This is a genomic window from Paenibacillus sp. FW507-14B1B (assembly GCF_058781425.1).
The window spans coordinates 44,237-61,584 of the sequence record NZ_JBYSWS010000009.1 but is presented as its reverse complement, the minus strand read 5'-3'; the positions used below and the strand labels follow the sequence as shown (position 1 = coordinate 61,584).

Here is a 17,348-nt window from a genome sequence, read left to right as displayed (position 1 = left end):
ACACGACCGTTAAGCCTTCCAGCGCCGATGGTACTTGGACCGAAGGGTCCCGGGAGAGTAGGACGTCGCCAAGCGAAAAACCACTGTCGATGCAATCGATGGTGGTTTTTATTTGTTTTTTGCTTATTTTGGCTCGAAACAAGCAAAAGATGACGTTAACTGATGAAGATTTTGTTACCGTTATATTGATAAAAATCAGTATAATAGAATTAATCAAAAGCCAGGGAACTATTACCTATATATTTCCGGTTTACGCAGGCTCTAGGATATAAGGCCTGAATGGAAGTTTCTCCATTAACCAAACTAACGATGCCTTTTCAACGAAGAACTGGTTAAGGTGGAGGAAGGAGGATAATGTATGTTTCATAATAGTCGACTGCGGCTTGCAGCTTTATTTTGTGCAGGCGCTATTCTGATCTTGGGTTCTGGGTGTGGTGCATCAGCGCAGCCATCTTGGGAGTCATTTGACGGAGCTGCCAATGTTAAATCTTTCCCGATACCTAAGGAAGCGAATAAGACGGAGCAAACGAAAGGGAACAGTGATCTGGATTATGTTCGCTATGCTCTGCCAGGATTGAAAGAGTCCGAGAGTCTACCAGAGCCTTATATCAATGTAATCGAATCATGGGGCTGGAAAGAGAAGAAGGAAGAACAGAAGGGCTCATCTTTGGTGTTCGAAAAGGGAAAAAGTATCGTTCATCTCACAGTGCATGACGACTTTTTAATTATAACGGTACCCGCACCTCTAAAAAAAGAGGCGATTCAAGGCTTAGAAAGTAAAAAATAAAAGATCTCAATCCGTTTCGGATGAGATCTTTTATTTTTATGTATATAAGTTTATTGCTTATAGTATGAGATATCCTGATCGCTGAACTTTAGCATGCCATCCTTAGGTTGGTCTGAGAAGCGTAGGAGTGCATAATATCGCGGGACAAGCAGCCATAAGTGCCAGAACAGAATGGACACTATAAATGATAGAGGTGACCAGAAAGCCATAATTCCGAATAAACAGGTGCTGATCCAGGCGGTATGTAATTGGACTTTGGCAAAGACATAGGAGCTTACATGCTGGTCAGGCATATAGCCTAGCCAAGGCGTCTTAAGGGAAAACCGCCATTTTTTCTGATAGATGGAACCTAAGAAGAACAATACGGATCGACCAATTACAAAATGAATCCATAGTATTAATACAAATGCGAGAAAAAAGTAAAGAAAGCTGTCCCACGATAGAATAAACATTTCTGATGCGACTGCTGCACATGGCAAGATAAGATATAGACTGGTCAAATGTTTGGAGAGAGGTATTTTTTTGAGTAATCGGTATTGATAAAAGGTAGCTTGTCCATGAGGTTGTTCTGCCATCGAGGTTGCTTGCCTCCTTTAAAGGGCATTGTGTGTATTAAATAAAGTCTTTTATGTTTTTTATCGGTCTAATTCTTATTTTTGTGAAGCGCTTTAGGTACAGACACCATGAAGAATTAAATACATATACTTATAAGGCAGAAAGAGATACTATGAAAATGTTTAAAATAATAGAAACTGTGTCATACTAATAGTAAAAGAAACAAGGTGGGATGGCTCATGGAAGAGATGAATGAACGCGTCTGTATTATATGCAGCCAGAGTAAAAAAGAAGGCATTACGATCGTATCCCAATTTGTATGTGAGGATTGCGAGTCTGAGATTGTGCATACGAATGCGGAGGATTCGAAATATCATTTTTTTATTCACCAGTTGAAGCAGATCGAGATGCCGAGTAAGGTTTAGAGAGACATAGAGATTGGAGGCCTGAAATCGAGAGGCCTTTTTTTGTTGGGATCAGCGATTATTGGATATTCGGGAGGCATAGGCGTAAGATACATTTTACGATAAAATAGAGTAGAGGGATTGGATCTTTACCGGAAGGAAATTCTTAAATGAATATAAATAGAGGCAAAGCACCGCTGGTAGAGGCGTTACTTGCATATAGCAGCAGCGGTAAGAAGTCATTTCATGTCCCCGGTCATAAGAATGGAAAAGCGTATGAGGATTTTGGCGGGGCTGAACTATTAAGCGAAGTTATGAAAATAGATGTTACAGAGATTAGTGGGACGGATGATCTCCATCATCCAGAAGGTGTAATTCGTGAGGCGCAGGAGCTTGCTGCTGATTGTTTTGGGGCAGAGGAGAGTTTTTTCCTCGTTGGAGGAAGTACCTCAGGCAACCTGGCAATGATTCTTACTGTGTGCACGCAGCCAGGTGATATACTCTTACTTCAGCGCAATGTCCATAAGTCTGTTTTGAATGGATTGATGCTTGCTGGAACGAAAGCGGTGTTTCTGGATCCAGAGATAGATGAAGGCAGTGGACTTGCAGTTATTCCATCGACGGAGACGCTAAAATCGGCTTTAACCGCCTATCCGGAGGCGAAGGGCGTCTTAATCACATCACCTAACTATTACGGAATGAGCAGTAGTTTACGGGAGATAGCTGATTTATGCCATGGTTATCATATTCCACTGCTTGTAGATGAGGCACATGGTGCACATTTTGGAATGCATCCGGATTTGCCGGAAAGTGCACTTGCTAGTGGAGCAGATGGTGTGGTGCAGTCCACACACAAAATGCTTGCTGCGATGACCATGGGAGCGATGCTGCATGTACAAGGAAAGCTGCTCGATCGGCGCCTGCTGCGCCAGCGGCTTGCTATGGTGCAGAGCTCGAGCCCATCATACCCCGTGATGGCCTCGCTTGATCTTGCCCGGCGCCTGCTCCACGCGCAGGGCCCAAGCGCCTTCAGAGCGGGCTTCGCTGCCGTGAAGGCGCTAAAGCGCGGCCTAGCTACGCTGCCGCGCTTCGGGCTGCTGCAACCGCCGCAGCCCGAGCTGACCGCCGCCGCAGCCACGGCCGGCGGACAAGCCCAGCCGCCGCAAATACATGCGGCAGCATACACGCGCCAGGACCCGTTCAAAGCGGTCATTTATGACCGCACCGGGGCCCTGAGCGGCTATGGACTCCAGCACGCGCTTGAAGCGCGCGGCTGTGTCCCAGAGATGAGCGACGAACGATATGTCGTTTTGCTCTTTACTTTAGGGTCGACGGAAGAGGATGTGAATCACCTCTTATGGGCACTCCAGCATATTGTAGAGGAAGAGGTGGCCTCAACGTCACCCGAAGACATCCCCAATCAACCCTTATCCGTGCTATCCGATGTTTCCACGTGGAACATTTCTAGAAATGCAGCGCCATTTTCGGAGCTGGTTCAGTTTAGCCTGACACCTCAAGATCGGGATCAAATTGAATCTGTTCTTGTAGAGCACTGTGGGGGGAGAATCGCTGCTGAAATGGTGATCCCATATCCACCTGGTATTCCAATTTTATATTCCGGTGAGCAGATTACAGAAGAGATCGCTAATCGGCTTATCGCCTTAAGAGATGCGGGAGCCAAATGCCAAGGCGCTGAAGATCATACGATCAGGACCATTCTCGTATACAAGAATTCAAGAAAGCAGGGAACGATATGAACCGCAAACCATTATTTATTACGATTGAGGGAGGGGAAGGTTCAGGCAAAACCACAATGATTGGAAGACTAGCTGCCTTCATGCAAAATAATTCTATTCCTTACCTCATTACTCGCGAGCCTGGCGGCATCGATATTGCGGAGAAGATTCGTTCTATCATTCTAAATCCGGAACATACGAGTATGGATGCACGGACGGAGGCCTTATTGTATGCGGCTGCTCGCAGACAGCATCTTGTGGAGAAGGTGGAACCAGCGTTAGCTGAAGGATTAACTGTCATTTGTGATCGTTTTGTCGACAGTAGTCTGGTCTACCAAGGGATGGCTCGGGGGATTGGCATTGAGGAAGTATGGGCAATTAACCAGTTCGCTATCGATAAGCGAATGCCAGATCTTACGATACTACTAGATATTGATCCTGAAGAGGGACTTTCTCGTATTATGGCGAATGGAGATCGCGAAATTAACCGCCTGGACATGGAAAGTTTAGCGTTTCACCGTATGGTGAGAGATGGGTATAAACACTTAGCAGATCAATATCCCAATAGAATTAAGGTAGTTGATGCATCAAAATCACCATCACAAGTCGAACGCGAGATGATTCGTGTGCTGGAAAGCGCGGTTTTAAAGGATTTTTGAGGATGTATGTCAAATAAATATATACTAGGCATTTCGTTATGCCATACTATGAAAACGGAGGGATTGCACCATGAAATTGATCGTTGCGATTGTACAGGATAAGGACAGCAACCGTCTTTCGGCAGGGCTCGTTAAAGCAAATTTCCGGGCAACGAAACTGGCAAGTACCGGAGGGTTTCTGAAAGCCGGCAACACCACGTTTATGATCGGGGTAGATGATGGTCAGGTGGAAAGTGTCATGAATGTTATCCGCACAAGTTGTAAAGTACGTGAACAGCTTGTTACTCCGGTTACACCAATGAGTGGTACAACGGACTCCTATTTGCCACTACCCGTTGAAGTGCAGGTGGGTGGAGCTACTGTATTTGTACTTCCTGTTGAACGGTTTGAACATTTTTAATGCATTGAAGTGCGTTAATTTGTATTAAGATGAGCCTGTTATAGATTATTTTGTTAATCTGGATGTTTTTCTTGCGGTATTTGAAGGCTTGTCGCCAAAAGAAGATCAAGTTCTGATATCATAATAAAGACATCTACCCGTTCTATATGAAAATGATTGTTTATGAAGGTAGAGCAATTTTGAAATACCGTTTATTGGGGACCGATTGCAAATGTTATTTCATAGCATGATTGTCCCCGATATTTAATTATGGAGTCAGTAAAGGCGGTAGATTTCGGTGAAGATCAATCCGGGCTTCAGGCCCATAAAAAGTGAATTGTCGGTCCCGGATAGTAACACTAAACCGATCCAGCAAAAGGCATTTTCCGACATGATGTATCAGCAAGGTGAGAAAGCTTCCAGAGAGGAGCTAGGGCGTCAGATGCGTGAAATCGCATTGCAGGGTGACCGATTAGCTCGAGCAATGACGATTCGAGAATTAAAGGCATATCGTCTAATGGTTAAGAGATTTTTGGAGGAGACCGTTCGCCGGGGTGTTTCTATGAAAGAGACACGCGGATGGGATCGTCGGGGCCGTGGTAAACGGTATAATGTAATTGATGAGATTGATTCCATGCTACTCACGTTAGCAGATGAGCTACTAGAAAGTGAGCAAGGAAAAATTGAGTTACTCGGTAAAATTGGAGAAATTCGGGGAATGCTGATCAATTTAGTTTTTTAGAAATATAGAAACGGATAAGCAGAGTTTATCAACGATCACGAATAGAACATGCCGTTTCTATTAGAAGCAGAAAGAGAGAGGACTTATGTCTTTTAACGATATATTAGGCCAGGAGGCTGCTAAACAGTTGCTTCAGAATGCGCTGCGGCGTGAAGCCGTTAGCCATGCTTATCTGTTCAGTGGTCCAAACGGCGCGGGGCAGCTGGAGACTGCGATGACCTTTGCCAAAGCATTATTCTGTACGGAAAGTCTGGATGATGCATGTGGTGAATGTCTGGAGTGCCGAAAGGTGGAACACGGAAACCATCCAGATTTAACGCTGGTTGAACCGGATGGGGCTAGCATCAAAATCGACCAGATCCGTGAATTACAGCGGATTTTCTCTTATCGTTCTGAGAAGAACAATCCAAAGGTTTATATTATAAATCATGCGGACAAAATGACAGTTCAGGCTGCAAACAGCTTATTGAAATTTCTTGAGGAGCCACAAGTTCCGGCCGTAGCTATACTGATTGCCGAGAATGGACAAGCTCTACTTCCTACGATACAATCACGCTCGCAGACGGTTCCTTTTCGGGCGCTAAATCCTGAAATGATGGAACAAGTTCTCGTAAGTGAAGGTTATCCATCAGCCCTTGTACGCTGTGCGGTTCAACTGGCCTCAGGGCTTGAGGGATGTAAGAAAATTTTGAATGAGAATTGGTTTGCAGAAATTAGAAACGTAATGTTACAATTAGGGAAGGAGTCTTTGAACCGCACTGGTGCAGCTATGATCACAGCTAGCCAGAAAGTGTTCAAGTCAGGGCTCTCCGAACATCTGGACATACTGTTCAGTTTGTTCCATTTATGGTTCAAGGATATGATACATGTCCAATACGGAAGGCAAGATCGTCTCGTTTTCATAGATCAGGCCGAGTTTATCTCCGGTCACGCGTCAGCCCGCAGCACGGCACAGTGGGTCTCCTACATGGATTTGGCCGCAGAGTGTCAGAAGAAGTTACGTTACAATGTCAACGGGCAGCTCTGTCTCGAGCAGTTATTAATGGGTTTGGGCGGAACTCAGGCGTGAGACAACCCCCAATATCCTAGGAATGGCCAAAATGTACGGGCTAACAAGGGGGTTAATTTTTGTACAGTGTAGTGGGTGTCCGTTTTAAAAAAGCGGGCAAAATTTATTACTTCGACCCACTGGATCTTCCAGTGGAGAAGGAACAATCGGTTATCGTGGAAACAGCTCGCGGTATCGAATATGGCCAAGTTGTTATAGGAAAGAAAGAGGTACAGGAATCGGATGTGGTTCTCCCGCTGAAGAAGGTGATCCGAATTGCTGGCGAATCTGATGCCCGTGTGGTAGAAGAGAATAAGCTGGCGGCCAAGGATGCATTTACAACCTGTTTAAATAAAATCCGAGATCACGCTTTAAAAATGAAGCTGGTCGATGTAGAGTTCACATTCGACCGCAACAAGATCATTTTTTACTTCACAGCGGAAGGCCGTGTTGATTTCAGGGAATTAGTTAAGGATCTTGCCGGTATATTTCGGACAAGAATTGAACTACGTCAGATCGGCGTACGTGATGAGGCCAAAATGCTCGGAGGCTTAGGACCGTGTGGACGCGTACTGTGCTGCTCGTCATGGCTCGGTGATTTTGAACCGGTATCGATTAAGATGGCGAAGGATCAGAGTCTATCACTGAATCCTACCAAAATTTCCGGTCTATGTGGAAGACTGATGTGTTGTTTGAAATTTGAGCATGACAATTATGAAAGCGTTAAGGAAGAACTTCCGTCCGTGGGTAAATTTGTTGTCACCTCACTTGGAGATGGCAAAGTGGTCGGCCTAAATGCGGACAAACGGACTGTACATGTACAGCTGTTTGAAATCGGTAAGGTCAAGGAACTTCCTTTGGATGACGTGGTCATCAAGTAGACCAATATAACGGTTACTTTCGGGGTGTAATCTTGGAAAAGAAAAACATTTTTGTGCGCATTCAAGAGATGGAATCACAGATGGGACACATGCACAGTGAACTGGGTGAACTAAAGCTGGTCATCAAGGAATTGCTGGAAGACAACCATCGTCTCAGCCTTGAAAATGAACAGCTCCGGAAAGTTTTTAAGAGGGAAGTTCAGTCGGCAGAATCGGAAACGACATCCCCACATAAGCAGCCTCAACTTGTTAAGAATGAGGAAAGCGTGGAGGATGTTGTCGGGGAAGGATATGATAACCTCGCCCGACTGTATCATGAAGGCTTTCATATCTGCAATGTCTATTATGGACACTTGCGAACGGAAGGGGATTGCCTCTTCTGCCTGTCCTTTTTGAACAAGTAAGAAACCGTAGGAGAAAACCGCCTACGGTTTTTTTCTGAAGAGATATAGATGTATACCATCATAGTAAAGTGTAAACTTATCTGGCATTCTAATATCAGAAGCGGTTGCAGTCATGAGATCAGGACGCAGCCGTTTCTGCCATTTATAACATTAAGCGGGTAAAGGGTTGGGATGATGAAACAAGAAGTACTTTTACACAGTTCAGAGCGAATTGATGATCTTCTGACACAAGATATAGGTATTATTCAGAGTGATGAGGTATTTAGCTTTTCTATGGATGCTGTCTTGCTGGCACGCTTTGCGAGCATTCCACAGCGGGGACGTATTCTCGATATGTGTACGGGTAACGGTGTGGTTCCTTTGCTGCTTACTACACGTACTAAGGCGGTCATTGAAGGGATCGAAATTCAGCCAAGGTTAGCTGATATGGCGAGACGAAGTGTAGTGATGAATGATTTACAGGATCGGGTTATCATTCGAGAGGGAGACCTGAGGGAATTATACTTGGAAACAGGATACGGTGTATATGATGCGATAACCGTTAATCCGCCTTATATGCCCCTGAACGGCAGTGATATTAAGCTCAATCAACACCAAGCGATCGCAAGACATGAGATTCACTGCACGCTTGAAGAGGTTATTCAGTCAGGATCAAGACTACTTCGTCCGGGTGGTAAGCTAAGCATGGTCCATAAACCGCTGCGTCTTGCAGAAATCATCAGTCTCATGCAAAAATACCGTTTAGAGCCGAAGATTATTCGTTTTGTCCATCCTAGACTTCATATGGAGGCGAATATGGTACTCATTGAATGTATTAAGGATGGTAAACCAGAGGTGCGTTTGCAACCACCATTGATTGTTTATGACGATGAAGGCAACTATTGTAAAGAGATGATGGAAGTTTATTACGGAACAAGCGAGGGAAAATCATGAACCTGACCTGTCAAAATAGCTTTGCTGTTCGTAAGGAGGGGGAACCTGGATCCTTGTATCTGGTTGCAACTCCGATTGGGAATTTAGAGGATATGACTTACCGTGCTGTACGTATGCTCCAGGAGTGTGACATTATCGCTGCAGAGGATACACGACAGACGCGTAAACTACTCACTCACTTCGAAATTCAGCCTAAGCAATTGTTTAGTTACCATGAGCATAATAAGGGAGCAAGTGGGCCTGAAATTATACGCTATATAATAGAAGGAAAAAATGTAGCCATCGTGAGCGATGCGGGTCTACCGGCCATTTCTGACCCTGGATCAGACCTTGTTAGACTTGCTATTGCCGAGGGTATCTCAGTGATTCCGATTCCGGGAGCGAATGCTGCTCTTTCAGGTCTCATTGCCTCGGGCTTGTCGACCGAACGTTTTACGTTTGTAGGATTTTTACCTAGAGATAAGAAGGATATTATTGCTCAATTGTCTATTTTCCAAGCCGCACAGGGTACGTTATTGTTCTACGAATCCCCCCACAGGGTAAAGAAAACATTAGAGATCATGCAAGAAGTACTTGGTGATCGCCAAGTCACTCTTGCACGCGAATTAACCAAGAGGTATGAGGAGTTTGTAAGAGGATCAATTCCGCAATGCTTGGATTGGCTAGAAGAACATCCACCACTTGGGGAGTACGTTATTGTGGTTGAAGGAGCAAGTAAAGAAGAAGAACTACGAGAACAAAACTCTTGGTGGCAGGAACTAACCCTTGAAGAACATGTGAAGCATTATGAAGACAGTGGAATGAGCCGAAAAGATGCGATGAAAAAAACGGCATCCGATCGGGGAGTCTCCAAACGTGATATTTATAATTCTTTGTTAGATAAATAACAAAAAAATACCTTCCTTCGGCTGGGTTCAAGCCGAGGAAGGCATCAAGGAGATATGAAAAAGGTTAGAATTAACAATTTGATTAAAACTATTATATACTATGTTTCTTAATTTGTCACAGGTGATGGAATTTCAGAGATACATTCGTTACAAACAATTTTACCTTTGAAGTAAGTTACATTCTCTGCGTTACCACAGAAGATGCAAGCAGGCTCATATTTCTTGAGCATAATGCGCTCACCATCAACGTAGATTTCCAAGGCGTCTTTCTCACCAATTCCTAGTGTACGGCGGAGTTCAATTGGAATAACGACCCGTCCTAGTTCGTCTACCTTTCTTACAATACCTGTTGATTTCATCATAACTGATTGATGCCCCTCTCGCCATAATTTAAAAAAGTCATAATTCGACATTGTTCTATGTTTTATGTTATTTATAGTACCAACGATTCCCAAATCAGTCAACCTATAATTTTGAAAATAAGAAACTTATTTACGAAATTATAGTGAACAAAACCCTCTATTTTACTAGGAAAATGTCAAATGTAGTAGGTTAATTGACTTCGTTTTACTCATATTGATTTGGAAAACACCTTTTTACTTACTTCGACATCATTCGACATTATATATCAAAAAAAGTGTTAAAGCGATGAATTCGTAGTTTAGGAATAGGAGATGAAGGACCATGCATTTGCCAATTAGCGAGGAAAAAGTGTTTAAAGATCCGGTTCATAACTATATTCATGTTCAGGACGACATCATTTGGCGGTTAATTAATACACCTGAATTTCAGCGGCTTCGTCGGGTAAGGCAACTTGGGACTTCCTTCCTGACATTTCATGGAGCTGAGCATAGTCGATTTTCACACTCACTTGGTGTATATGAAATAACGAGAAGAATCATTTCTCAATTTGAACGAAGTGGTTATCCAGATTGGCCGAAGGAAGAGCGTCTATTGACATTATGTGCGGCACTGCTTCATGACATAGGCCACGGACCTTTTTCTCATTCTATAGAAGAAGCATTTCATATGAACCACGAGGATTGGACCTGTCGTATTGTTCTTGGAGATACGAATGTGAACAGCGTTTTACGGGAAGTGGACTTTGAATTTCCGAAAAGAGTAGCCTCTGTTATTAACAAGACATATGAAAAGCCTATTGTTATTAATCTCGTTACAAGTCCCCTTGATGCAGATCGGATGGATTACTTGCTACGAGATGCTTATTATACCGGCGTTAATTATGGAACTATTGATATAGACCGGATACTGCGTATGCTTCGTCCGTATCGTGATCGCGTAGTTGTGAAAGAATCAGGCATGCATGCTGTAGAGGATTATCTGATGTCCAGATATCAGATGTATTGGCAGGTATATTTTCATCCCGTTACACGGAGCTCTGAAATTATTTTGCGGCAAATATTCAAAAGAGCAAAGGAGCTATATCAAGAAGGATTTATTTTTAAATTTATGGTAGATCCACTTCCTTCTTTATTTGAAGGCGACATTACTGTCGGTCAGTATTTGCGTTTAGACGAGGCTTTGATACAGACAAGTTTTCTACAGTGGACTGAGGAGAAGGATGAGCTTCTGAGTGATTTATGCGGTCGTTTTATGAATCGTTGTCTCTATAAATATGTAGAAATCGACACGATTGATATGGAGACCATCGACGGGATCCGCCAAGCCTTTCAAGAAGCGGGATTAAACCCGAAATATGACTTTGAGATTGATTATCCAACCGATCTTCCTTATGATGAATTTCATTCAGGCTCGCCTGAGAGTGATAAACAGATTCTGCTACTAGATAAACATGACCATGTACGGGAGATTTCTGAAGTATCAGATATTGTACGTTCCATTAGTGGAATCCATCGTGGACGCTACCGCTTGTATTTTCCCGAGGAAAAGGTAAGACCTGTACTAAACACGTTGCCTAAAGATATCGCTTCTGTGTTTGAGCAAATTAAATAATCAGCATCAACAGAATAGTAAATAATAAACACCAGCAGTTCTTTGGGCTGGTCTGCGACATGAGAGGAGATTATATCATAATGTTATTCGACACACATACACATCTAGATGCCCCTGAATTCGACGAAGATCGCGAGGAGGTTATAGGTCGCGCGCTTGAAGCTGGCGTAACCCATATGATTAATATTGGTTTTAATCGAGAGACGATCCCTACCACCATGAAATTAGCGGAAACTTATGAATTTATTTATGCTGCTGTAGGTTGGCACCCTGTAGATGCAATTACGATGAAAGACGGAGATTTAGAATGGATCACCTCTCTTTGCCATCATGAGAAAGTCGTGGCTATCGGTGAAATCGGCCTGGATTATCATTGGGATACCTCACCTAAGGAGGTTCAGCACCAGGTTCTTCGTTGTCAGATTGGACTTGCTCGGGAACTGAATATGCCGATTGTAATTCATAATCGGGATGCGCATGAAGATATCGTGAAGATTTTGAAAGAAGAAAAAGCATCTGAGGTCGGAGGGGTGATGCACTCATTTTCCGGCAGTTGGGAAACAGCCAAGTTGTGTCTTGATATGGGCTTTCATCTTTCATTCGGGGGACCCATTACGTTCAAGAATGCAAGACAGCCCAAAGAGGTCCTAGCACAGGTTCCATTGGACCGATTGCTCATCGAAACCGACTCTCCATATTTAACACCACATCCGTTTCGCGGGAAGCGAAATGAGTCTGCACACGTCCGTCTTGTAGCAGAGGTGGCAGCTGACATAAAAGGGTTGTCTCTGGAAGAATTAGGTTTAATTACAACCAGAAATGCAATGGAACGATTTGGAATAATTTGAAATCGAGAGTAAAGCGGATGAAAAACAGAGCATTAGCGACCAATTAAAGTTTTTTAATCAAAAAAGGCGACTATATTACAATATTTTAACCTTTTACCTGAAAAAATGTGGTTGATTGTTGCTTTACAACCTGTATCGAAACAGGATATCATCTTTTCAGTGATAGGAAGCTGATCGAAATTGAACAGCTGAATATTTTATGAACCGTCTCGCTTAATCTCCAAGTGAATTTGGAGAACGGGGGAACCAATACATGGATAGCTGGCAGAGATGCAAAGCTGAACTGTATGTGATTTCTTTTTGGGTCTTTGGGGTGAATTTGAGGGCAGCCGCCATGAGCGGATGACTTGAGATAGGGCGTCTCTCTTACGTCCGAACCCGACAGCTAACTCCGTAAGCGCAAGTAAGAGAGGCAAACTCGTGCATACCATTTCCAGATTGTAGACATCAGGAAGCCACGAAAGAGTCTCTATAACTCTTTCTTTGGCTTTCTTTTATTTTAGAATATTGGAGAGGGTGCCGTCATACTGTTGGTAAACAGGAGGTGACGGTTGTGTGGACGGGAAGACGGGGAATAACGCAGGGTGTAGATAGATAGCAGAGCACTCTGTGAGACAATTTGCTATAGTCGCGTCAAATGCAATCATGCGTTACCTAGACGGCGGGGCTATGAAGGAGGATGACATAGTGGGCATTTTTCAACACGAAGAGACCCATGAATCACAATCATCCAGCATGTCTTACGCATTACGATGGAAGCATGAGAATTTGCGTCAACTAATGCTGGCCGCCATTGGCGCCATCGCAATTACATTGCTCGTTATGCTGGTTGCTCACAATCGGGCGGGCAAAGAGATTCAACTTGTGGTTGATGGCCGAATCACCACAGTAGAAACCCATGGAGCTTTGCTGCATGAAGTGCTGGATGAGCAAGCTATTTCCCTGACTCCTCAGGATGAGGTTTCTATGCCGTTAAATGGTGTACTCCAAGATGGAGACCGTATTATTATCAAACGCGCAATACCGGTTACGGTGAACGCAGACGGCAAACAAAATACAATATTTACTACCCAAGATACGGTTGGAAATGTACTCAAAGAAACGGGTATTTCAATCAAGGGCGAAGATACAGTGAAACCTTCTCTAGATACAAAACTTGTCGGTCAAGAGGAAATCAGAGTCGTGCGCGTCACGAAACAAACTGTTAAACAGACTGAGAATCGTGCTTTCCGAGTGATTAAGACGGCAGACCCTTCTTTGGAAAAAGGAGATAACCGTGTATTGCAGAGTGGAGCGCCAGGCATTGTGGTCCACCACATTGAGAAGGTATACGAGGATGGGAAGTTTATCTCGAAGAAGGTTATTAAGAAAGAAGTACAGCGGAAGACGAAGGATAAAATTATTGCAGTTGGAACTAAAAAGGTTGTAGTGCCTGAGAAACCAGTTGTCGAAACTGTATCTGCACAAGCAGATAAAGCAACTGTATCCAGAACGGCTTCTACACCATCCCAAGCGAAGTCAGCAACTAAATCGGTAGCCACTAAGGAAAAAGCGAATAATGTGGTGTCTAGAGCCGGTGTTGATTTCGAATATAAAAAGGTATTAAATAACGTTTCGATGACAGCATATTCTGCTGAAGAGAGTGGCATCGGTACCCGCACTGCTTCTGGTACTCGTGTAACGGAAGGGCGTACGATTGCAGTGGATCCGAATGTGATTCCGATCGGCTGGTGGGTATATATTGAGGGCGTTGGCTTCCGCCGTGCTGAAGATACAGGTGGTGCCATCAAGGGTAACAAAATCGATGTGTACTATGATTCACTTAAGGCGGCACTTAATTTTGGACGCAAGAGCGGTCGCACGGTTTATGTGATCGGTCCAGTTAAGCCGGAGCTTAACTAACGCATGATTTTCGTTTTACAATGCCATGCTAATGCTATACTATTTAATTAATATGAATGTGATGCTAAGAAGAGGATGATTTATCCTCTTCTTTTGTTTTGGGAAGGAAGAACGTACGAATGATCAAAGAAGTGATTGTCGTGGAAGGCCGGGATGATACAGTTGCCATCAAACGGGCAGTAGAGGCAGACACGATTGAAACCGGGGGATCGGCCATTAACAGCCGTATACTGAAACGAATTGCGCTAGCACAGGAGCGGCGCGGAGTTATTATCTTAACGGATCCCGATCATGCAGGTGAGCGAATTCGCAAGATCATTGATACCAAGGTTCCTGGATGCAAACACGCTTTTATCCCAGAAGCAGACGCAACACGCCGAGGAGACATTGGGGTGGAGAATGCTTCGCCGGAATCTATCCGGCATGCCCTTGAACGCGTGCATACGTCGTTTGAGGGATCAGAGAGCTTGATTGGACTTGATGACTTACTTGAAGCGGGTCTAATTGTGCATCCTCAGGCTGCTGCCAGACGGATGATCATGGGCAATCTGCTTGGTATTGGGTATTGTAATGGCAAACAGTTTCACAAGCGTCTAGCCATGTTTCAAATATCACGCGAAGAATTTGCATCAGCGCTTGCCCAGCTGGAAGAGGGAGGTACGGAAATATGACACGTATTGAGGAGATTTCAACCCCGAGAAGAACGAAGGAGATTATTTCGCGCAATGGTTTTTCTTTTAAGAAGAGTCTAGGCCAGAATTTTCTTATCGATCAAAATATATTGTACAAAATTGTAGAGGCTGCAGGCCTGGATAAAGATAAAGGAGCGCTAGAAATCGGACCAGGGATTGGTGCTCTAACAGAGAAGCTTGCACAGACTGCAGGAGCGGTTACAGCCGTAGAGATCGATCAGAGGCTTATACCAATCCTTAAGGAGGTTCTAGAACCCTATCCGAATGTACGAGTGCATCATGGAGATGTGCTTAAAGTGGATCTGCAAGAGTTGTTCCGCGAGCATTTTGACGGTGTATCTAAGGTAAGTGTTGTAGCGAATCTGCCGTATTATGTTACGACTCCGATTCTGATGAAGCTGCTCGAAGAGAAACTGCCACTGGAGAATATCGTGGTTATGATTCAAAAAGAAGTTGCTGTACGTATGGCAGCTTCGCCAGGAAGCAAAGACTATGGTAGTCTGAGCATCGCTGTTCAGTATTATAGTGAGCCGAAGCTTGTATGTACGGTTCCTCATACTGTATTTATTCCTCAGCCGAATGTAGAGTCTGCTGTGATTCGTCTGCAGGTTCGGGAGAACCCTCCAGTTGAGGTTGATGATGAGGCTCATTTCTTTGAGGTGGTACAGGCTTCATTTGCTCAGCGTCGTAAGACGATTGCTAATAACCTGAAGAGCCGCTTTTTCCCAGGAGAGGGACGTGAGCGTTTGGAACAGCTATTACAGGAGGCTGAAATTGAGCCATCTAGACGTGGTGAGACACTTAGTATCGAGGAGTACGCCCGTCTTAGCCGTGTGCTGCTCAGCGCGGGTATACGTTAATAGACAGATGAAGCAAGGTGAGGCGCAGCTATAGGCTGCGTCTTTTTTATTTGGAGCTTTCTTGGATATTTTGCAAAGGTATACGAACCAATCGATACAGATGCCCATACGATGGAGGTAGGGGTGATATTGTGATGAATTTTGGAGACTTGGTCATTCGTAGATCGTACGGCGGCGATGTCACGTTCCGAGTGGAAGGTGTGCAGCAGAACACAGCCATCATCAAAGGAACGGACTTTCGGCTGCTGGCCGACGCGCCCCTTGGGGACCTGGTACAAGTGCCGCATCCTACGATGAGCGAACGGACGAAACAGGCGCAAATTAAAGCGAATGAGTCGTTAACCCGCCTGCAAAAATACCGCCAGGAGCAAAGCGAAAGGCGTCTGGCAGATTTAAGAAGTGAATGGGGATCCGGTGAGAAGGGCTATTTTGACGTTCCCGGTAAGGTGTTGCATCTTGATGGAGATCCCCTTTACTTAAAAAAGAGCCTTAGCTTATACAATCAGCTTCGGGTTCCAGCTGAAGGTCACTATATCCACGAGTCGACCATGGCGGAAGCTCTGTACCGCATGTTGCCGCGTGTTCGTCCAGATATTGTTGTTATTACTGGGCATGATGGTGTCTTGAAAAGAAGTCAATCTCGTGACCTATATAGCCTGGACAGCTATAAAAATTCTCAGAACTTTGTGCAAGCGATCCAAGTAGCAAGGCAGTATGAACGAAATTTGGATACGCTTGTTGTTGTGGCAGGAGCATGCCAATCTCATTTTGAGGCGCTATTACAGGCAGGGGCTAATTTTGCAAGCTCACCAGGACGTGTGCTCATTCATGCACTTGATCCCGTTTATGTTGCTGCTAAAGCGGCGTATACATCCGTTCGTGAAACAGTCAACATGAATGACGTGCTACACAATACGATAAGTGGCAGTCAGGGCGTGGGCGGTATTGAGACCCGTGGGACTTATCGAATTGGGTTGCCGCGTCTAAATGACCTATCTACGCTGAAAGTGACTCCATCGGTTAGCTAAATACAGTGTTCAAGCTCACTTTCGCAGAAGTGGAAAAAAGAGTATCTAAAAAAACCCCTGTATTAGGGGTTTTTTAGGTTCAAGTTAGACATACTACAAACGAAAAGCATCAGGTATTTGTCAGCATGCTTATAAAGAGGACAAGCTGTGATAAATTGAGCAATATGTACATATTTGTTGTCGGTTTTGCGCATAATAACGGATCTACGCTCGACATTTAAATGTTCAAAAAAAATTCGTTGACAAGATATTTTTGATGCTGATATAATTAATGGTTTTGATTTGACATTGACTTGGTAAATTGGTATAATGGACAAGGAAAGAGGTGGTCGTCGACAATGGCTAAAAATGCGCTGTTGGAAATCAAACGCAGTTTGGATGCTCATCTTGGGCAAAAAATTACGCTGCGGGCAAACGGTGGTCGCCGTAAGACCGTTGAGCGTACTGGTGTTTTGGAAGAAACGTACCCTTCTGTTTTCATTGTAAAGTTAGATCAAGATCAGCAAACCTTTAAACGAGTGTCTTATAGTTATGCAGATGTGTTAACCGAGACGGTGGAAATCATGGTGTTAGACGAAGACTGCCAATTGCGTATAACCTATATCAAGTCATAACTTTATGTAATGCAG

General features: G+C 44.1%; 21 protein-coding genes and 1 riboswitch. Of the genes, 19 read left to right on the top strand and 2 right to left on the bottom strand.

Translation table 11 applies throughout. The features are described from left to right. The coding region (locus tag AC3WJJ_RS25045; protein WP_492544795.1) for a hypothetical protein at window positions 1-272 on the top strand (272 nt) is incomplete at its 5' end. 86 nt (window positions 273-358) lie between these two features. Further along, window positions 359-787, top strand: a complete 429-nt coding sequence (locus AC3WJJ_RS25040; RefSeq protein ID WP_422658990.1) for a hypothetical protein — start codon at window positions 359-361, stop codon at window positions 785-787. Between the two features lie 50 nt (window positions 788-837). Here the strand turns inward: AC3WJJ_RS25040 and AC3WJJ_RS25035 are convergent, their stop codons facing one another. Then, complete coding sequence (locus tag AC3WJJ_RS25035; RefSeq protein ID WP_492544792.1) at window positions 838-1,362, bottom strand: hypothetical protein; 525 nt, start codon at window positions 1,360-1,362, stop codon at window positions 838-840. Window positions 1,363-1,581: 219 nt separating this feature from the next. Here AC3WJJ_RS25035 and AC3WJJ_RS25030 point away from each other — a divergent pair, with 219 nt between their 5' ends. From AC3WJJ_RS25030 to rsmI, 10 genes are all read left to right on the top strand, one after another. Further along, window positions 1,582-1,767: a sigma factor G inhibitor Gin gene (locus tag AC3WJJ_RS25030; protein WP_492544790.1), complete on the top strand. Its 186-nt coding sequence runs from the start codon at window positions 1,582-1,584 to the stop codon at window positions 1,765-1,767. 149 nt (window positions 1,768-1,916) lie between these two features. After that, the gene (locus tag AC3WJJ_RS25025; protein WP_492544788.1) at window positions 1,917-3,503 is read left to right on the top strand and encodes an aminotransferase class I/II-fold pyridoxal phosphate-dependent enzyme; all 1,587 of its coding nucleotides are present in this window, start codon (window positions 1,917-1,919) and stop codon (window positions 3,501-3,503) included. Next, window positions 3,500-4,141: a dTMP kinase gene (gene tmk / locus AC3WJJ_RS25020; protein ID WP_492544786.1), complete on the top strand. Its 642-nt coding sequence runs from the start codon at window positions 3,500-3,502 to the stop codon at window positions 4,139-4,141. Before AC3WJJ_RS25025 ends, tmk begins: the two co-directional genes overlap by 4 nt. Window positions 4,142-4,211: 70 nt before the next feature. Then, on the top strand, window positions 4,212-4,541 hold the full coding sequence (gene darA / locus AC3WJJ_RS25015; protein WP_422658995.1) for a cyclic di-AMP receptor DarA: 330 nt from the start codon (window positions 4,212-4,214) through the stop codon (window positions 4,539-4,541). 277 nt (window positions 4,542-4,818) lie between these two features. Beyond that, the gene (locus AC3WJJ_RS25010; RefSeq protein WP_492544783.1) at window positions 4,819-5,262 is read left to right on the top strand and encodes a YaaR family protein; all 444 of its coding nucleotides are present in this window, start codon (window positions 4,819-4,821) and stop codon (window positions 5,260-5,262) included. Window positions 5,263-5,347: 85 nt separating this feature from the next. Beyond that, window positions 5,348-6,331 carry a DNA polymerase III subunit delta' gene (gene holB, locus AC3WJJ_RS25005; RefSeq protein WP_492544781.1) on the top strand — a complete coding sequence of 328 codons (984 nt, stop codon included), beginning with the start codon at window positions 5,348-5,350 and terminating at the stop codon, window positions 6,329-6,331. A 59-nt stretch (window positions 6,332-6,390) separates the two neighbouring features. Next, window positions 6,391-7,191 carry a PSP1 domain-containing protein gene (locus AC3WJJ_RS25000; protein ID WP_492544779.1) on the top strand — a complete coding sequence of 267 codons (801 nt, stop codon included), beginning with the start codon at window positions 6,391-6,393 and terminating at the stop codon, window positions 7,189-7,191. Between the two features lie 32 nt (window positions 7,192-7,223). Then, window positions 7,224-7,595 carry a DNA replication initiation control protein YabA gene (yabA, locus tag AC3WJJ_RS24995; RefSeq protein ID WP_422658999.1) on the top strand — a complete coding sequence of 124 codons (372 nt, stop codon included), beginning with the start codon at window positions 7,224-7,226 and terminating at the stop codon, window positions 7,593-7,595. A gap of 171 nt (window positions 7,596-7,766) precedes the next feature. Further along, window positions 7,767-8,528, top strand: a complete 762-nt coding sequence (locus tag AC3WJJ_RS24990) for a tRNA1(Val) (adenine(37)-N6)-methyltransferase (protein ID WP_492544777.1) — start codon at window positions 7,767-7,769, stop codon at window positions 8,526-8,528. Beyond that, the gene (gene rsmI, locus AC3WJJ_RS24985; protein ID WP_492544775.1) at window positions 8,525-9,415 is read left to right on the top strand and encodes a 16S rRNA (cytidine(1402)-2'-O)-methyltransferase; all 891 of its coding nucleotides are present in this window, start codon (window positions 8,525-8,527) and stop codon (window positions 9,413-9,415) included. The genes AC3WJJ_RS24990 and rsmI overlap by 4 nt, the downstream gene beginning before the upstream one ends. Before the next feature lie 107 nt (window positions 9,416-9,522). Here the strand turns inward: rsmI and AC3WJJ_RS24980 are convergent, their stop codons facing one another. Beyond that, window positions 9,523-9,777: an AbrB/MazE/SpoVT family DNA-binding domain-containing protein gene (locus AC3WJJ_RS24980; RefSeq protein WP_054956706.1), complete on the bottom strand. Its 255-nt coding sequence runs from the start codon at window positions 9,775-9,777 to the stop codon at window positions 9,523-9,525. Window positions 9,778-10,099: 322 nt separating this feature from the next. On the opposite strand from AC3WJJ_RS24980, the gene AC3WJJ_RS24975 reads away from it, so the two are divergent. The 7 genes from AC3WJJ_RS24975 to veg all read left to right on the top strand — a co-directional run bounded on the left by AC3WJJ_RS24975 (window position 10,100) and on the right by veg (window position 17,333). Continuing rightward, the gene (locus AC3WJJ_RS24975) at window positions 10,100-11,389 is read left to right on the top strand and encodes an HD domain-containing protein (protein ID WP_492544772.1); all 1,290 of its coding nucleotides are present in this window, start codon (window positions 10,100-10,102) and stop codon (window positions 11,387-11,389) included. 80 nt (window positions 11,390-11,469) lie between these two features. Then, the gene (locus tag AC3WJJ_RS24970) at window positions 11,470-12,237 is read left to right on the top strand and encodes a TatD family hydrolase (RefSeq protein ID WP_492544770.1); all 768 of its coding nucleotides are present in this window, start codon (window positions 11,470-11,472) and stop codon (window positions 12,235-12,237) included. A 200-nt stretch (window positions 12,238-12,437) separates the two neighbouring features. Continuing rightward, window positions 12,438-12,652, top strand: a riboswitch (cyclic di-AMP (ydaO/yuaA leader). A gap of 272 nt (window positions 12,653-12,924) precedes the next feature. Further along, window positions 12,925-14,139, top strand: coding sequence for a resuscitation-promoting factor (locus AC3WJJ_RS24965; RefSeq protein WP_492544768.1), 1,215 nt, complete (start codon window positions 12,925-12,927; stop codon window positions 14,137-14,139). Between the two features lie 119 nt (window positions 14,140-14,258). Beyond that, a complete protein-coding gene (gene rnmV, locus AC3WJJ_RS24960; RefSeq protein ID WP_492544766.1) occupies window positions 14,259-14,810 on the top strand; it encodes a ribonuclease M5 in 552 nt (183 codons plus the stop codon). After that, a complete protein-coding gene (gene rsmA, locus AC3WJJ_RS24955; protein ID WP_492544764.1) occupies window positions 14,807-15,691 on the top strand; it encodes a 16S rRNA (adenine(1518)-N(6)/adenine(1519)-N(6))-dimethyltransferase RsmA in 885 nt (294 codons plus the stop codon). Before rnmV ends, rsmA begins: the two co-directional genes overlap by 4 nt. A gap of 134 nt (window positions 15,692-15,825) precedes the next feature. Continuing rightward, window positions 15,826-16,719 carry a sporulation peptidase YabG gene (gene yabG, locus AC3WJJ_RS24950; RefSeq protein WP_492544762.1) on the top strand — a complete coding sequence of 298 codons (894 nt, stop codon included), beginning with the start codon at window positions 15,826-15,828 and terminating at the stop codon, window positions 16,717-16,719. 338 nt (window positions 16,720-17,057) lie between these two features. Beyond that, window positions 17,058-17,333 (top strand): biofilm formation stimulator Veg, encoded by a 276-nt coding sequence (gene veg / locus AC3WJJ_RS24945; protein ID WP_422659008.1) that lies wholly within the window; start codon window positions 17,058-17,060, stop codon window positions 17,331-17,333. Window positions 17,334-17,348 lie beyond the last annotated feature (15 nt).